The sequence below is a fragment of the Methylocystis parvus OBBP genome (assembly GCF_027571405.1).
GTDB classification, from domain to species: domain Bacteria; phylum Pseudomonadota; class Alphaproteobacteria; order Rhizobiales; family Beijerinckiaceae; genus Methylocystis; species Methylocystis parva.
In genome coordinates this window covers 3878668-3894730 of sequence record NZ_CP092968.1, presented here as the reverse complement: position 1 = coordinate 3894730, position 16063 = coordinate 3878668, and the positions used below count along the sequence as shown (strand labels likewise).

The following is a 16063-nucleotide window of genomic DNA, read 5'->3' as shown; positions in this document are numbered from 1 at the left end:
CCCTTGTTGAAATTTCCGCGAAGCTGAGCGGGTTAAAAATCGCGATGCGACACGAAGCGGGTGTCGACGATGCGATCGCCGAAGCCGTCGGTGCGGATGGTCTTGACCATCTTGTTGCCGAACGGATCGGCGCGAACGATGCGGATGGCCGCGGAGCGGTTGCCGAAATCGTCGAATTTCACGATGCGCGTTTTCGTGACGCGGTTCCCGAAATCGTCGACGCGCGTGACGCGCTGCTCGGAAACCGTTCCAGCCGAAGCGGCGGGGATAGCGGCGGCGCCGAGAACAAAAGCGGAGACCGCGACAGCAAGACCTTTGGTAATCATGACACCCTCCTCATTGATCGAACCGGAGCGAACTGCTTCGGTGAGGAGAAAGTTAACTAATTCGAAAAGAAACGATGTGCGCTGCCGCACGAAGCGCGCGCCGGCGCACATAGCGGCCCTCGAACCGGCAAGGATGGCCGATCACCGCTGTGGAGCTGGATTTGAGAGCGCGCGCCCGCCGGCTTTCAGGCGATGCCGGCGACGCGCTCGATTGCATGGACGAGCGCCGCCCGAGAAACGCGATGCGCGCCGACTATTCGCCGGCGCGCCGGGCGGAGACGGCGCCATTGGCTGTGGATCGCCAGAATTTCAGCCTCACGCTTTCGCGCGCCGCCAGCCGATCAGTCCCGCCGTCGAACCGTCGAGCCCAGCCGTCGACGCGCCAGCGTTCTCCACGATCGGCGCGAGTCTGTTCGCGAGCTCCTTGCCGAGCTCCACGCCCCACTGATCGAATGGATTAATGTCCCAGATCACCGACTGAACGAAGACCTTGTGCTCATAGAGCGCCACGAGGCGCCCGAACGTGCGCGGATCGAGACGGCGATAAAGGAAGACGCTCGAGGGACGGTCGCCGGAGAAAACCTTATGCGGCGCGAGGCGCTCCACGTCTTTTTCGTCCGCTCCCTGCGCGCGCAATTGCGCTCTGGCTTCGTCGAGCGTGCGTCCGCGCATGAACGCCTCGGCCTGCGCGAGGCAGTTGGCGAACAAAAGCGCGTGGTGATGCGTGTCGGCGGCGGTCGGCTCCGCGGCGACAAGGAAGTCGATCGGCGTGACGTCCGTGCCCTGATGCAGGAGCTGGAAGAAGGCGTGCTGTCCGTTCGTTCCCGGCTCGCCGAAAACGATCGGCCCGGTCGCATGCGTGTCGAAACCGCCCTCGCGCGTCACCGATTTTCCGTTCGACTCCATGTCGAGCTGCTGCAGATAAGCAGGGAAGCGCGCGAGGCGCTGGTCATAGGGAATGACCGCATGGGCGCCGCGCTTCATCACATTGCGATGCCAGACGCCAAGCATTCCCATCAAGACCGGAATGTTCCTGTCGAGCGGCGCCGCTTGGAAATGTTCGTCGACGTCGGAGCCGCCCTGCAGGAACTGCGTGAAATTCTCCGGGCCGATGGCGATGGCGAGCGCAAGGCCGATCGACGACCAGAGCGAATAACGCCCGCCGACCCAATCCCAGAAGCCGAAGACGCGGGAAGGATCGATGCCGAAGGCGGCGACTTTGTCGAGTCTGGTGGAGACCGCGGCGAAATGCCTGGACACAGCTTCTTCCCCGAGCGCCGCCACGAGACGCGCGCGGGCGCTGGCCGCATTGGCCATCGTCTCCTGCGTCGTGAACGTCTTGGACGACACGACGAACAGCGTGCGGGCGAGATCGAGGTCCGCAAGCGTATCGGCGAGATCGGCGCCGTCGACATTGGAGACGAAATGCGCGCGCGGTCCGTCGCCGGCGTAGGGCGACAATGCGCGCGCCGCCATGGCCGGGCCGAGATCGGACCCGCCAATGCCGATATTCACGACATTCGTGAAGGGAAGGCCCGTCGCGCCTCTCGCCTCGCCGCTGCGGATGGCGCGCGCGAAAGCGTAGACCTTCTCGCGTTCAGCCTCGATCGCCGGACGCATATTCTCGCCGCCGACTGGCAAAGCCCGTGACGAAAGGTCGCGCAGCGCCATATGCATGGCGGCGCGCCTCTCGGTGTTGTTGACGGCTTCGCCGGCGAACAAAGCGGCGCGCCACTCTTCGAGCTTGCGCGCCTTTGCGAGCGCAAGCAGGAGGTCGAGCGTCTCGCGCGTGACTTTGTGCTTGGAGAAGTCGAAGAGGAAATTTTCGTCGAGAGCGACGCTGAAATTGGCGAAGCGCGCGGCGTCGGCCGCGAAGAGGTCGAGCGTGCGAAATGCGTCGAGGCTGGGCGCGTGAGCGTCCAGCGCGAGGAAGGCGGCGGCGACGGCGTGCGACATTTGCGTCTCGGGGCAGGTTGCGGTCGGCCGAATCAGCCAACGCGAGGCCAAAGATTTACTCCAATGAGCATTCTGCTGCAGCGCGGAGAAACCTGTCGGATTTTTTACTGTATTATGACAGCGGGATGTGGAAACGATATCGGTTCAATGACGATTTCCTGACAGAAGGACAACGATGAACCCGATCCCTCTCCTCGACGTGCGCGACGGCGGACCCGTGGCCCATGCCCAGGCGCGGGTCGACGCCGCCGCCGCGTTGCGCGACGCCTGCCTTGGCGCCATCGCGCCGCTCGGGCGCTACTGGCTGTCGCCCATCGACCGCATGGCGGCGAATTGGCTGAAGAAATCGGCTTCCGCCTATCGGGCGGAGCTGGAGCGCATCGTCTCGATTCTCGGCTTTCCCGGCGCAATGACGCTCAACATGTCCTATCTCTTCGCCTGCACGACGCAGGCCTATGAGGGGCCGGACGGCTCGCCGCGCATCCGCCGCACGCTGGACTGGCCCTTCAAGGGGCTGGGCGAAGCAGTCGAGATGGCGTGGCAATCCGGCCCGGCCGGCGATTTCTACAATGCGACCTGGCCGGGAGCCGTCGGCGTGCTGAGCGCGATGGCGCCGGGGCGTTTCTGCGCGGTGATCAACCAGGCGCCGATGCTTCGCCGCACCAGAGGCGCGCTGGGCTTCGTCGCCGACGCGGCGATCAACCTGCGCGACGCCCTGGCGAGCGAAGGCGGCTGGCCGCCCGATCATCTGCTGCGCTACGCCTTCGAAACCTGCGAGACTTTCGAAGACGCCGTTCAGCTCATCGCCAGAGAGCCGCTGGCGCGGCCGACGCTCTTCACCCTCGCCGGCGTGAAGCCGGGCGAGCTGGCGCTGATCGAACGCACGGAGCGCGAGGCGCGCATCTATCGCGGCCCGGTCATCGTCGCCAATGACTGGCAGGAGCCGCAGCCGGGCTGGCAGGCGCGCATGAGCCAGGCGAATAACGACGCCCGCGTCGCGCTGATGCGCAACGTCGCGCCGGACGCGCCGCGTTTCTCCTGGGTGACGGAGCCGGTGCTCAATCGGCTGACGCGCCTCGCCGTGGAGATGTGCTCTGCTGGCGGCGGCGATTTTGTCGCGCGCGGCTATGAATGCGCGTCGCTGTTGCGCGGCGCGCCGCGCCCCGTGACGGCGGATTTCCATCTGCGCGCGGCGAGCCCGATGGCGCTCGCGGCTTGAACGAGACAATCCCGCGATTCTGACTTTACGATGGAGTGCGTCGGCCAAAGCGCGGTCCGCCAATTTGGCGAACGCCCTCGCGACATTGCGCGGGCTCAAAAGACGAGCTTCGTCCTATTGCAGATGCGTCCATGAGCGAAGTCGAAAGCTTCTTCGAGCGAGAACTTTTTCGAGAATGAGTCGATCGCTCGCGTGAAAGTCCCCACTACCCCACGCGCGGCGCCGCCGCCCGCCTCAGCCGGTCGTTGATCGCTTCGCCGAGTCCGCGCTCGGGCATATGCGCGACGGCGATCTTCTCCGCGCCGAGCGCGTCGAGTTCCCGCAAATAGGCGAACAAATTGGCGGCGGCCTCCACGAGATCGCCTTTCGGGGAAAGATCGCGCACCAACGTTCCTGCAGGGGCCAACGCGCTCAGCCTGCCGCCGAAATCGAGCGCCGACTCCCCCGCCAGGACCTCATGCGCCTCCAATCGAAGTCTTGCTTTCGGCGCGTAATGGGACGCGGTCATGCCCGGCGCCGTGATGTCGGCGCGGGCGGGCGCCGAAAGTTTGCGACCCAGAATCTTCTCGATCTTCTCGCGCCGCGCCGCGCCGGGCCGCAGCAGCGCCGGCTCGGCGTCGCAGAAAGACACGATCGTCGATTCGAGCCCGGCCACGGTTCGCCCGCCATCGAGAATCATATCGACGCGGCCCGACAAATCCTCAGCGACATGCGCCGCCGTGACCGGGCTCACATGGCCCGAGCGATTCGCCGATGGCGCCGCGATGGGCCGGCCGAGCGCCGCGATGAGCGCGCGCGCCACTGAATGATCCGGGATGCGCAGCGCGACGCTGGGCAGGCCCGCCCGCGCCAGTTCGCAGACCGAGCCGCCCGGCGCGGCCGGCGCGACGATGGTCAGCGGTCCCGGCCAGAAGGCTTCCGCAAGCCTGATCGCCGCCTCCGGCAAAACAGCTTCGCGCCGCGCCGCGTCGAGATCGGCGACATGGGCGATGAGCGGATTGAAGGAGGGGCGGCCCTTGGCGTCGTAAATGCGCGCGACGGCCCAGGCGCTCGTCGCGTCGGCGCCGAGGCCATAGACCGTCTCGGTGGGAAAGGCGACGAGGCCGCCCTCGCGCAGGATCTCCGCGGCGCGCGCGATCGACGCCGCGTCGGCCGGCGCGCGGATCGTCATTTCTCCCGGCCGCGATAGGGGGGCGCGGGTATCGCCATATGCGCCGCGCGTAGGGCCTTCGACCAGCGTTCGCGAAGATCGCGGAAATATTCGTCGCCGGCGTCGATGCGCGTCTGCACCTCGAGCTCCATCGAGTCCTTGCGCAAAAGCGCAACGTCGATCGGCAGGCCGACGGAAAGATTCGACTTGATCGTCGAATCCATCGAAATAAGCCCGATCTTCAGCGCGTCATAGATGTCGCTGTCGTAATTCGCGGCGCGGTCGAGGATCGGCTTGCCGTATTTGTGCTCGCCGATCTGCAGATAATTCGTGTCCTGCGAGCATTCGATGCTGTTGCCGGCGGAGTAGATCATGAAGAGGCGCGGCTCCGAGCCCTTGATCTGCCCGCCGAGCAGCATCGTCACGTCGAAACTGACGCCGTTGGTCTGATCGGACGGATCGAAGGCCTCGGCGCGCGCGCGGCGCACGGCCTTGCCGACGAACTGCGCCGCCTTGAGCATGGTCGGCGCCGTCAGGGCGCTTTCGATTTCCTTGGTCTCGGGATTCTCGAATCCCTCCTTCAGGAAGTTCAAAACGCCCTGCGTCACGGAGAGATTCCCGGCGGCGGCGAGCATCAGCACGCGCTCGCCGGGCTGCTCGAAAACGTGGAGCTTGCGGAAGGTGGAGATGTTGTCGAGCCCGGCATTGGTGCGCGTATCCGCGATCATCACCAGCCCGTCGCGCACCAGAATGCCGCAACAATAGGTCATGGAAGCTCCTGAGCCCGCCGCAACGCCTCCGGTCGCGACACGGCCCCCGGTTTACAAGTTCCAGGCCAGAAGGCACAAGGGCCGAAAGCTCACGATCAGGGGCGGACCATGCGCATCGACGGGCGCGATTACAGGACGATATGGCTCGACGAAAGCGGGAGCCAAGACCCGGCCGACGCGCGCGTCCGCGTGATCGACCAGACCCGCCTGCCCCACCGCTTCGAAACGCTCACGCTCGATAATTCCGACGAGGCGAGCCGCGCCATTCGCGACATGGCGGTGCGCGGCGCCCCGCTCATCGGCGTGACGGGCGCTTACGGACTCGCTCTCGCCGCCGCCGCGGACGCCGGCGACGCCGCAATCGAGGCCGCCTATGAGAAGCTCCTCGCGACGCGCCCCACCGCCGTCAATCTGCGTTGGGGCCTCGACCGGGTGAAAGCGCTGCTCCTCGCCACCCCTGTCGCAGCGCGCGCCGCCGCGGCCTTCGCCGAAGCCGGGGCGATCGCCGAGGAAGACGTGGCCTGCTGCGCCTCGATCGGCGATCACGGCGCCGCACTCATCCGCGACGCGGCGGAGAAAAATCCCGGCCGGCCGGTCAATATCCTCACCCATTGCAACGCCGGCTGGCTCGCCACGGTCGATTGGGGCACGGCGCTGGCGCCGATCTACAAGGCGGCGCGGGCGGGAATCGGCCTCCATGTCTGGGTCGACGAGACGCGGCCGCGCAATCAAGGCGCGAGCCTCACGGCTTTCGAGCTGCTCTCCGAGGGCGTGCCGCACACGGTCATCGCCGACAATGCCGGCGGTCATCTGATGCAGCACGGCATGGTCGATCTCTGCATCGTCGGCACGGATCGCACGACGCGGACCGGCGACGTCTGCAACAAGATCGGCACCTATCTTAAGGCGCTCGCCGCGCATGATAATGGCGTGCCCTTTTATGTCGCGCTGCCGAGCTCCACCATCGACTGGCGCATCGAGGACGGCGTCGCGAATATCCCCATCGAGGAACGCAGCGCCCGCGAAGTCACGCACGTCTCCGGCCGCGCCGCCGACGGCGCCGTGACGGAAGTGCTCGTGACGCCGGAAGGCTCGTCCGCCCGCAACTGGGCTTTCGACGTGACGCCGGCGAAATATGTCACGGGTCTGATCACCGAGCGGGGCGTGTGCGCGGCGAGCGAAGCGGGGTTGAGGGGGGTGTTTTCGGATTTGGCGGGCTGACTCCGTCATTGCAATGACGTCGCTAGGCGTCGCTACGCGGCCCGTAATTCTTGAACCTCTCGACGGTTCGCCAAATTTCGTCATCCGGGAGCACGACCGGCTCGCCCGCCAGCGCGCCGAGATAATAGACTTGCGCCAGCGCCTCCAGCTCCACGGCCCGCCACAGCGCCTTTCGCATATCGGACCCGGTGACGATGGCGCCGTGATTGGCGAGAAGCGCGCCGTCGCGGTCCTTCAAGCCTTCGACGACAAGCGCCGACAGCTCCGGCGTGCCGTAAGAGGCGTAGCCGACGCAGGGCACGGTGGGGCCGCCAAAGGCCGCGATCATGTAATGCACGGCGGGAATGGCGCGCCGCAGCGTCGCGAGCGTCGTGGCGTAGGTGGAATGCATATGCACGACGGCGCCGACGTCGCCGCGCGCCGCGTAGAGGTCGAGATGGAAGCGCCACTCGCTCGAGGGCGGCAGCGGCCCGCCGAAAGCGCCGCCGGCGTCGCCGATCCTCATCCGCGCGATCTGCTCCGGCACGAGTTCGCGCGCGGGGACGCCGCTTGGCGTCACGAAAGCGAATTCGCCGGTGCGCAGAGAAAGATTTCCCGCCGAACCATGATTGAGCCCCAGCCGCTCCAGCTCCAAAGCCCCGGCCACAATGCCCGCGCGAGCGCCCGCCTCATCCATCGCCATCCCCCTCGCCCGATATTGCCCGCCGGCCGGATTGCTGTATAGGACATAGCGTCCCCGAGGCGACAGGGGCCGGTAGCTCAATGGTTAGAGCCGACCGCTCATAACGGTCTGGTTGGCGGTTCGAGTCCGTCCCGGCCTACCACCATAATGCGAGACATGCGGAAAACAGGGGCTACCGCCCGCCGGGAGACCGGCTTCTGAGGCGCGGCTAATCTTCCCCTAAAAAGTCAAAATGACCCGAATGCCGAGCCAAGGACAATAACGGCGACCAGCGCGAGGATGGCGCTCACAATGGCGACCATCACGATGTCGAGGTAACTTTCCTTGTGCGTGCAGCCGCACACGGCGAGCAAGGTGACGACCGCGCCATTATGGGGAAGACTGTCCAGCGTTCCCGCGCCGATCACCGCGACGCGATGCAAAAGCGCAGGATCGATCCCGCCCTGCTCTGCGAGACGCAGATAGGTCTCTCCGAGCGTATCCAGCGCGATGGTGAGGCCGCCAGAAGCCGATCCCGTCAACGATGCGAGAACATTGGTCGCAATGGCGAGCGAGACGAGCGGCCCGCCTTCGATCGAAAGCGCCCATGTGCGAACCGCCGCGAAGGCCGGCATGGCGGCGACGACAGCGCCAAACCCCACCAGACTGGCGACGCTGAGAAGCGGCAGCGCTGACGCGGTCACGCCAGCGTCGACGCTTTCGCGGATCTTTGTCAATCTTCGCCAGTTCAGCGCGATCACCGTGACGATCGCCGCCGCCAGCGCCACGATCACCGACCAGACGCCGCTGACGGCGGCGAGCGTCGTCGGACCCCAGCGCTCCTCTGCGAGAAACGAATCGTCCATTCGCGGAAGGACGCCGAGAGACATGACAAGATTGACGCCGACGACCACAATGAGTGGAAGCGCGGCGATAAAAATATTGGGTGCGTCGGCGCGATGGCCGTGAGGAATTTCCGCGAGATCGAATTCTCGGGCGGTCGCCGCCCGCTCGCGAATCGGCTGATCCGCCGTCACATCGACCGTGGCGGTCGGCGCGTCGCCATATCCCTCGCCGCGCCGGCGCGCGGCGCGCTCCGCCCATATGAGCCAGCACATGCCGAAACCGAGCATGATCAGCGCCGCGACAAGGCCGAGGCCAGGCGCGGCGAAAGCTGTCGTGCCGAAAAAGGGCATGGGGATCGCATTTTGAATCGCCGGCGTTCCGGGTAGCGCCGACATCGTGAAAGTCGAGGTGCCGAGCGCGATAGAAGCAGGCGCCAGGCGGCGCGGCGTGCCTGATGCGCGAAACAGCTCCTGCGCCATCGGCGCGAGCACGAAGAAGGCGACGAAGAGGCTGACGCCGCCATAGGTGACGAAAGCCCCCGCGAGCACGACCGAAAGTATGGCGCGGCGCGCGCCGAGTTTTTCAGCCATAAAATGCGCGATCGCCATAACGGAGCCGCTATCGTCCATCAGCTTTCCAAACAGAGCGCCAAGCAGAAATATCGGAAAAAACTGGGCGATGAAGCGTGCGGCGCCCGCCATGAAGGTCACCGTCCAATGCGCGAGCAGCGGCTCGCTTGCAAAGGCGGCGGCGATCAAGGCGGCTGCGGGCGCCAGTAAAAGGACGCTCCATCCGCGATAGGCGAACCAGATAAGACCGCACAGCGCGACGAGAATTCCCAGCAATCCCATGGCGTCATATTCCTTCGAGCAATGCATCGAGGTCGAGCGTGGAGCGCATTCCGAGGTCGTTTCCGTGAAGATCGAGAAAGGCGTTGGCCGAGCGGCGGCCCTCATCGCGCAGCATGCAGAGGAATTCCCATTCGGCGAGCAGCTTCGAGGAAGCGCTGAGCTTGGTCATCATCTCCGTCGAAATGCGATGGATGCGCATGCCAGCCCATTGCGCGCCTTCCCTGTCGCCGGGATTCGCGGCCTGACGCAGCAAAGCGATCATACGGAGCTCCTTGAGAAGCACCGCATTGAACGACACTTCATTCAGGCGGTTGGCGATTTCCGTCGCCGAACGCGGCTTCTCCCGACGCGCGATGGGGTTGATCTGGACAAGGATGGTGTCGCGAGAGACGCATTCGCGCACAAGCGGCGTGATCGTTGGATTTCCAGAATAACCGCCGTCCCAATAGGCTTGGCCTTCGATCTCGATCGCTTGAAACATTGTCGGAAGACAGGCCGAAGCGAGAAGCGAGTCCGAAGTAAGATCGGCGTTTCTGAAGACGCGGGCCCGGCCGGTCGCGACGCTCGTCGCGGTGACGAATATCTTGATGGGCGCGGCGGCGACCTTTCTAAAGTCGATCACGTCCTCGAGAATTCCACGAAGCGGATTAACGTCCTTCGGATTGAGGTCATAAGGCGAAAACACGCGCGAAATCATGTCTGTCATGATGAAGAAAGGGGACGTGTCGAGCGTCCACCGGCCTAGCAGGACATCAACGGGGTTGCGTTGCAGGGGGCTGAGGCGCCCCGCCTCGGAAACGCGGCGCCAGAAGAGTTCGAGCGCTTCGCGGGCGCCTTGCGCGCCTCTCGCGGCATGGCCGCTGATAAGCGCGGCCGCGTTCATCGCTCCCGCCGAGGTTCCCGAAATGCCTTCAATCTTGAGCCAGTCTTGCTCGAGAAGCCGGTCGAGAACGCCCCAGGTGAAAGCGCCGTGCGCCCCGCCGCCCTGCAAGGCGAGATCGACCGAAATCAATTCGCGCGTCGCCATCTAGCTCTCGCCCTCCGCGCACAGGGTCGAAATGTCGCGCGCATCGAGAGATGTCGCCAGAGTCCGCGTTAGACAAGCTTTGCTTGCCCGTTGTCGGCAATCGCATGGCTCAAGCAAGCCGCTCGCGCGTTGGTTCACCCTCGCTCTTCGCCTTCGCCAAAATAGCGCCGCGTCGTGATCTGATGCAAAGGGACGCCAAGGTAGGGAACGAAGGATTAGCGACGACGTTTCGCAAGCTATGAGTGCGAAAGGGCTGGAGGAAGAAGCTGCTCACCAGGGAGGGCGATATGTCTGATCTCGTCGTCATCGTTTATCCGACGGAGATAAAGGCTGAGGAGATGCGGAAGAAGGTGTTCGACCTCCAGAAGGAGTTTTTGATTGAGGTGGGCGACGCGGTGATCGCCGTGAAACAGGCGGACGGCAATGTAAAGCTCAATCAACTCTTCAATACGACTGCGGCCGGCGCCGCTTCGGGCGGGCTCTGGGGCTTGCTGATCGGCTTGGTGTTCCTTAATCCGCTCCTTGGAGTTGCGCTCGGGGCCGCGTCGGGCGCCATCAGCGGCGCACTCGCCGACTACGGCATCAACGACAATTTCATGAAGAAACTTTCGGACAGTCTGCAGCCCGGCAACGCCGCGCTGTTCCTGTTGGCCAAGAAGGTCACTGGCGACAAGGTGCTCGAAGCCCTGAAGGGAACAGGAGGGACAGTGCTCAAGACATCGCTGGACGACAGCAAGGAAAAAATGCTGCGCGAAGCTCTCACTGCGAGTTGAGCGGCTGGGTCTTTTACCGCCCGCCTAATTGCGGCGCCCCGGGCGCGCCGATCTGGCGCTACCCGCCGCCCTTCGGGGCGACTTATTCTTTACTGCGCGAGGGCTCCTCGCCGCCCTCGCGCTCCGTTTCTCCGGTTTGGCTCAATCGTTAACGCCTCGGCGAATCGATCGCATTGCTGGCGCGGCGCGGCCGAATCGGCGTTCAAATCGCTGGGCGCGACGTAATTCGTGACGCTCGGCGACATGCGCCCGACGCAACTGACGATGCTCGGCGCGATGCTGGCGCCTCAACTCGCGATTTGTAAGGGGCCGACCAACGGAAGCTTGGACGATCAGGCCGTCTACACGAGGGTTCTCGACTGCGATTGGAGACGCAAACATGGGAGTCGCCGCGACGATTGATTCATTGCCAAAGAGCAATGACGCGCCGATCGCCAATCCTGCGAGCTTAGTCGTAAACATACGGAGTCCTCCCGTTTGCGGGCCCCCGCGCTGTTAGCCCGGCACGATGTTATAGAGCCGCGAATGGCCCGGGCCAGCGGCGCCGGGATTGCCGGTAATGCGTAGGCGGACGCGACAGAACAGGCTTTCGGCTTCGCGAGCGCCTCAAAGCTGTTCACCGAACGTCACAAGCGGCGAAGGTGGAGTTCGAGGCGAGCGGTCTCTGCGTCTTCGTCGAAACTGGAACGCAGATCGTCGCTTGCGTCGCCGCCGGATCGGCCGCCTTGCCCGATTCTTGCTTTTCCCGCGCGCGAGGCGCTTAATCGCGGGGGAAGAGGGTGACGATGTCCGACGAGCTGAGCGTGCTGGTTTGCGGGATTGGCGAAGAGGCCTCCGCGACGGCGCGGACCCTGTTTGCCGAGGGATATGCGGTGGCGCTCTACCGCTCGACCGCGCCCTTCATGCTGCGCCGGCGCATGTGCTACGCGGACGCCTGGTATGACGGCTACGCCCAGCTCGACGACGTCGAGGCGCGCCGCGCCGATGTCCATGCGGAATTCATGCTGGGCTTCCAGACCCGCGACTTCATCCCGCTTCTGCGCGGCGGGCTCGAGGAGGCGATCGCGCGCTGGCCCTGGAACGTGGTCGTCGTCGCCAAGGAGGACCGGGAGCCGGAGCCGCTCGGCCTTCGCGACCTTGCGGGACTGACCCTGGGGCTTGGCGGCGATTTCACGCCCGGCCTCGACTGCGACCTGGCCATCGAGACGCAGGGGCACGACCCCGGGGCGATCGTCAGTCCCGGCGAGGCGCGCGCCGCTATCCGCCCCCGGCAAGGCGCGGAGGAGCAAGCGCTCGCCTGCGCGCCCGCGGCGGGACTTTTCCGCACCCACCTTCCCATCGGCGCCGCGGTCGAGCCCGGAGCGACCCTCGGCTTCGTTGGCGACAGGCCGGTCGTCGCCCCCGCTTCGGGGCGCTTGAAAGGCGTCGCCCGCCGCGAGCAGGCCGTGATCGAGGGAACGCCGGTAGCGGAGATCGCGCTCGATCCGACCGCGCGCGTCGCCGGCGTCGCCAGCCGCAACAAGCTGATCGCGCGCGGCGTCGCCTTCGCCATCGAGATGGAGAATGAGGGCATCGAACCCTTCTCCTTCGAGAACTGGCGCTGACGCGGCTGTCCGATAGTCGACAAAAACATGACGCCCCCGCAGGAAGGTGACGGCGTCGCTCTTTGGGTCGGCTGGATTTTCCTCTTCCTGGCCCTTGCGGGCTGTTTTTGGCCGCGCATGCCGGGATTGGCTTTCATGGGCCTCGCGCTTTTCGGCGTGCTGCATCTCGCGGTTCTCGTTCACGAGCGGATCGCCGAGCCGCGATTTTTCGACGGCATGAGCCCGGAGGAGTTCGAGCATTATTGCGCCGAGCTTCTCAGGCGCGCGAAATGGCGCGCGGAAGTCACGCCCGCAAGCGGAGATCAGGGCGTCGACATCGTGGCCGAGAAGCGCGGCCGGCGCATCGTCGTCCAGTGCAAGATGTATTCGAAACCCGTCGGCAATCGCGCCGTTCAGGAAATCGTCGCCGGCATCGCGCATGCGGAGGCGGAAAGAGGCGTGGTCGTCACCACGGTCGGCTATACGGCCGCCGCGCAGGCGCTGGCGGAATCGAACAATGTCCTGCTGCTTCGCCACCAGGAGCTGCGCCGCATCGACAGACTGCTGGCGCGCACCAGAGCGTGACGCATATTGTTCGACGCGACGCGTCGCGGCGCTCATCTTGGAAGTCCGGCGCGGCGCTCCATTTCTCCATCAAAGCCGCAGGGAGGCTTCCATGGATTTCGGCGACGCGCAATTTTTGCCGGTGGCCCCGCCTTTCTTCTTCCTGCTTGCGGGCGTCGTCGCAATCCTCCTCATCCTCGTGCAACTGCGCTTGCTGCAATATGCCTATACGCAGCTCGGCGTCAGCTCGCAGACGGCGGTTCTTCTGCTCATCGCGTCGCTTCTCGGGAGCTATGTGAACGTCCCCATCGCGATGCTCGGCGGCGGCGGCTTCGTGTCCGAGCGCGAGATCGTCTATTACGGCGTTCCTTACGTCGTGCCGCGTCTCTCCGGCTCCCAGACGATCCTCGCCGTGAATATCGGCGGCGCGGTCATCCCGACGTTGCTGTCCTGCTTCCTGCTGTCTCGCAACGCCTTGTGGGGAAGAGGCCTTGTCGCGGCTTTCGGCGTCGCGGCCGTCAGCCACGCTTACGCCGAGCCTGTTCGAGGAATCGGCATAGCGCTGCCGATTTTCGTCGGGCCGCTCGCGGCCACGATCATCGCGGCGATCGTTTCCTGGCGGAATCTCGCTCCTCTGGCCTATGCCGGCGGCAGTCTCGGCGTCCTCATCGGGGCCGATCTGATGAATCTCGATAAGCTCGGCCGCATCGGCACGCCAATGCTCTCCATAGGCGGGGCGGGCACATTCGACGGCATTTTCATGACCGGCGTCCTCTCCGTGCTGCTCGCCAGCCTGATCGGAGGGCGAACGCAAAACGCTGAAAGCTATGGCGCGCCGTGACGAAGGCTTCTCGCGCGGCGCCGGCGAATGCTGCAAGAAGGCCGCAATTTTCGAGATAAATCCGATTATGAAGCTCAATCGCATCTTCTGCGCAATCGCGCTCACGCTTGTTTTCGACGTTTCCATTGCAGGCGCGGCGCCGCGCGAAGCCGCCGGGCGCGCGAAAGCCGAGGCCGCAAAGAAGGCGGGGAATTCATTTTTAGCCGACAAGCCGGTCGCGCCCGTCGCAGCGCCCGTAACAGAAGAGCCGGCGAAGCACTGGAGCGGTTTTTATTTCGGCCTCGACGCCGGCGCCGCCGCGAGCGAAACCAATCGCTGACGACTTTACGCTAAATGTCGGGCGCATATCGGATAATTGGGCTGTTGCGGAGGTTTCCGGCTTGAACATCGTCCTGCTGGGAGGCTCCAATGCCGGCGTCAAGGACGGCTGGGCGGCGCAATTCGCTTCGATCGCCGCCAGACATGCCGTCGAAAACCGGTTCCTCGGCGCGGTGGGCTCGCTTTACGGGCTGATGGCGCTGTTGAAAATGGAGCGGGAAAGCGCCGCCCTGCCCGATCTCATCGTCTTCGAATACAGCCTCAACGATATTTTGCTGCGCGAAGCGGGCGTGCTCCAGAACGACCTCGTCGAGGACGCTTTGGATGCGGTCCTCAATTTCTGTGCGCGGCATGGCGTTGGATTGCTGTTTCTGTGTCTCGAACCGCGTCCGCTCGAGAGCGGCAAGCCTCGCAGCGGCGCCGTTGAACGCATTCAGAAGCTTTACGCCGCGACGGCGCGGCGGCGGTCGGTCGCCTCTCTCTGGTTGCGCGACATGATCGGGGAAGACCTCACGCCCGCACATTTCCAGGACGAAAACCACCTGACGACGGAAATAGCGGGCCGCGTGGCGCGCATTGTCGCGGGGCGGATCGAGCAGGGCGTGGCCGCCTTGCCGCCGGTGGTAGAAGAAAGCGGGCGCTTCGCCTATGTCGACGCCACGCAGGCCCTCGTCGCGGGCCCTTGCGCGCTGCGCGCGCTGACGTCTCGCGTCTTCGACGGGACCTTTCTGGAAATCGCGCGAGGTGGAACGAGCTCCTGGTCGGGAGAAGGATCGCTCGCGGCTTTGATGCTGCAGTCGGACGACCGGAGCGGCGTCTACAGCATCCGCGCCGGGGCGCGCGTCCGCCGCAAGACCGCGCGGTCTCACATGCAGGAAATTGTGCGCAATCTCATGCTGCTGCATTATGTGGCGGGCGCTTTCCCGGCGCGCGGCGATGTGGAGATCGCAATGCCGGCGGACGAAAGCGCGCTCATGAGTCTGCCGCCGGATAAGGGCCTGCTCGAGGCTTCCTCAATCGCGCCCTTCGACGCGCAAACTCTCTTGATCAACGGCGTCGTTTTCTGGCGCAAGGCTCCGTTGCTCGCGCGATTGCGCCGCCTCGTCGCGCGCCTCCTTTAAAAACCGCGCAGCGCGTTCTGCCGACGCAGGATCAAGGAGATGTCGACGCCAACGGGTCCGTCCGAATCGGCGAGCGAGGCGCCGTAGAGGATCGCATTCGCATTGGTCACGGCGGCCGGCGTCGTCCCGGCGCTCCGCATGTCGTACGTCGCGGCGAAGCGCGCGATGAAGGCGTCGAGCTTCCTGGCGTCCTTGAAGTCGTCAATGTTCAGCTTGGCCTTCAACAGGCGGGCTTGCGTGTCGATCGGCTGGGTCGATGTGCGCGGCGAGATGTCGAGCGCCGTCTGCACGACCTGAAGCAGCTTCTTGTCGGCGAGCGCGCCATAGACGCTTGTGAGTTGCGGCGCCTGTTCGCGAAAATAAAGAGCGAGTTCGACGCCCGGATTCTGCGCGCCCTGTTGCGCCTGCATCGCCTGCTCGACATAGCGGCCCGCGACGCTCTCCGCAAAACGACCCGACACGACGCCGGCGCCCTTGCCCGCATAATCGAACGCCTTGGCGAAAGCAAGGATATTGGGGTCCCGCAGCGTATTGGCGAGCGCGCCGGAATTGGCGACGCCTTGCGCCATAACCTTCCGCATCATCCCCACGGCGTATAGGCGGTCGCCGAGGCCGAAGGCTTTCATCGCATAATTGAAAAGCCGACGATCTTTCAAAAGCGCGTCGATCGACGTCGCCTTCGCGATATTCGCCTTGAAATAATTTGTTTCCGCCGCGACGTCCGGAGCCTTGGCGGCGACGGCGCGCCATCTCGTCAGATCCGTCGCGACAGCGAGATAAGAGCCGATTGTCGTCATCGCCGCGCCCCTCGCGCCAGAAGGAGACGGCTTAATGCG

At 64.9% G+C, this 16063-nt stretch carries 16 protein-coding genes and 1 tRNA gene; 9 read left to right on the top strand and 8 right to left on the bottom strand.

The features are described from left to right. Window positions 1-32: 32 nt before the first annotated feature. Window positions 33-326 carry a hypothetical protein gene (locus MMG94_RS18865; protein WP_157212440.1) on the bottom strand — a complete coding sequence of 98 codons (294 nt, stop codon included), beginning with the start codon at window positions 324-326 and terminating at the stop codon, window positions 33-35. A gap of 315 nt (window positions 327-641) precedes the next feature. After that, window positions 642-2282 carry a glucose-6-phosphate isomerase gene (pgi, locus tag MMG94_RS18860; RefSeq protein WP_026016255.1) on the bottom strand — a complete coding sequence of 547 codons (1641 nt, stop codon included), beginning with the start codon at window positions 2280-2282 and terminating at the stop codon, window positions 642-644. A gap of 175 nt (window positions 2283-2457) precedes the next feature. Between pgi and MMG94_RS18855 the strand changes: the two genes are divergently transcribed. After that, window positions 2458-3501, top strand: coding sequence for an Ntn hydrolase family protein (locus MMG94_RS18855; RefSeq protein ID WP_016920019.1), 1044 nt, complete (start codon window positions 2458-2460; stop codon window positions 3499-3501). 205 nt (window positions 3502-3706) lie between these two features. On the opposite strand, the gene MMG94_RS18850 is transcribed toward MMG94_RS18855, so the two are convergent. Together MMG94_RS18850 and MMG94_RS18845 are read right to left on the bottom strand one after the other, a co-directional pair. Continuing rightward, the gene (locus MMG94_RS18850; RefSeq protein WP_016920021.1) at window positions 3707-4672 is read right to left on the bottom strand and encodes an L-threonylcarbamoyladenylate synthase; all 966 of its coding nucleotides are present in this window, start codon (window positions 4670-4672) and stop codon (window positions 3707-3709) included. Further along, a complete protein-coding gene (locus MMG94_RS18845; protein WP_016920022.1) occupies window positions 4669-5421 on the bottom strand; it encodes a proteasome-type protease in 753 nt (250 codons plus the stop codon). The genes MMG94_RS18850 and MMG94_RS18845 overlap by 4 nt, the downstream gene beginning before the upstream one ends. A gap of 108 nt (window positions 5422-5529) precedes the next feature. Between MMG94_RS18845 and mtnA the strand changes: the two genes are divergently transcribed. After that, window positions 5530-6642, top strand: coding sequence for an S-methyl-5-thioribose-1-phosphate isomerase (gene mtnA / locus MMG94_RS18840; RefSeq protein WP_016920023.1), 1113 nt, complete (start codon window positions 5530-5532; stop codon window positions 6640-6642). Between the two features lie 22 nt (window positions 6643-6664). On the opposite strand, the gene MMG94_RS18835 is transcribed toward mtnA, so the two are convergent. Continuing rightward, window positions 6665-7318, bottom strand: coding sequence for a class II aldolase/adducin family protein (locus tag MMG94_RS18835; protein ID WP_051001122.1), 654 nt, complete (start codon window positions 7316-7318; stop codon window positions 6665-6667). A gap of 72 nt (window positions 7319-7390) precedes the next feature. On the opposite strand from MMG94_RS18835, the gene MMG94_RS18830 reads away from it, so the two are divergent. Then, window positions 7391-7466: transfer RNA gene (locus MMG94_RS18830), tRNA-Ile, on the top strand. Between the two features lie 85 nt (window positions 7467-7551). On the opposite strand, the gene MMG94_RS18825 is transcribed toward MMG94_RS18830, so the two are convergent. Together MMG94_RS18825 and MMG94_RS18820 are read right to left on the bottom strand one after the other, a co-directional pair. Next, window positions 7552-9000: a GntP family permease gene (locus MMG94_RS18825; RefSeq protein WP_026016257.1), complete on the bottom strand. Its 1449-nt coding sequence runs from the start codon at window positions 8998-9000 to the stop codon at window positions 7552-7554. Between the two features lie 4 nt (window positions 9001-9004). Beyond that, window positions 9005-10027: a patatin-like phospholipase family protein gene (locus tag MMG94_RS18820; RefSeq protein ID WP_016920026.1), complete on the bottom strand. Its 1023-nt coding sequence runs from the start codon at window positions 10025-10027 to the stop codon at window positions 9005-9007. A gap of 287 nt (window positions 10028-10314) precedes the next feature. Between MMG94_RS18820 and MMG94_RS18815 the strand changes: the two genes are divergently transcribed. The 6 genes from MMG94_RS18815 to MMG94_RS18790 all read left to right on the top strand — a co-directional run bounded on the left by MMG94_RS18815 (window position 10315) and on the right by MMG94_RS18790 (window position 15227). Beyond that, window positions 10315-10800, top strand: a complete 486-nt coding sequence (locus MMG94_RS18815) for a DUF1269 domain-containing protein (protein ID WP_016920027.1) — start codon at window positions 10315-10317, stop codon at window positions 10798-10800. 785 nt (window positions 10801-11585) lie between these two features. After that, window positions 11586-12404: a hypothetical protein gene (locus MMG94_RS18810; protein WP_016920031.1), complete on the top strand. Its 819-nt coding sequence runs from the start codon at window positions 11586-11588 to the stop codon at window positions 12402-12404. 27 nt (window positions 12405-12431) lie between these two features. After that, window positions 12432-12968 carry a restriction endonuclease gene (locus MMG94_RS18805; RefSeq protein WP_016920032.1) on the top strand — a complete coding sequence of 179 codons (537 nt, stop codon included), beginning with the start codon at window positions 12432-12434 and terminating at the stop codon, window positions 12966-12968. A 91-nt stretch (window positions 12969-13059) separates the two neighbouring features. Continuing rightward, a complete protein-coding gene (locus MMG94_RS18800; protein WP_016920033.1) occupies window positions 13060-13788 on the top strand; it encodes a DUF1614 domain-containing protein in 729 nt (242 codons plus the stop codon). Next, window positions 13775-14107 carry a hypothetical protein gene (locus MMG94_RS18795; protein WP_016920034.1) on the top strand — a complete coding sequence of 111 codons (333 nt, stop codon included), beginning with the start codon at window positions 13775-13777 and terminating at the stop codon, window positions 14105-14107. The genes MMG94_RS18800 and MMG94_RS18795 overlap by 14 nt, the downstream gene beginning before the upstream one ends. Before the next feature lie 61 nt (window positions 14108-14168). Next, complete coding sequence (locus MMG94_RS18790) at window positions 14169-15227, top strand: hypothetical protein (protein ID WP_016920035.1); 1059 nt, start codon at window positions 14169-14171, stop codon at window positions 15225-15227. On the opposite strand, the gene MMG94_RS18785 is transcribed toward MMG94_RS18790, so the two are convergent. Continuing rightward, complete coding sequence (locus MMG94_RS18785; protein ID WP_016920036.1) at window positions 15224-16024, bottom strand: DUF1217 domain-containing protein; 801 nt, start codon at window positions 16022-16024, stop codon at window positions 15224-15226. The two genes, MMG94_RS18790 and MMG94_RS18785, sit on opposite strands and share 4 nt — an antisense overlap. Window positions 16025-16063 lie beyond the last annotated feature (39 nt).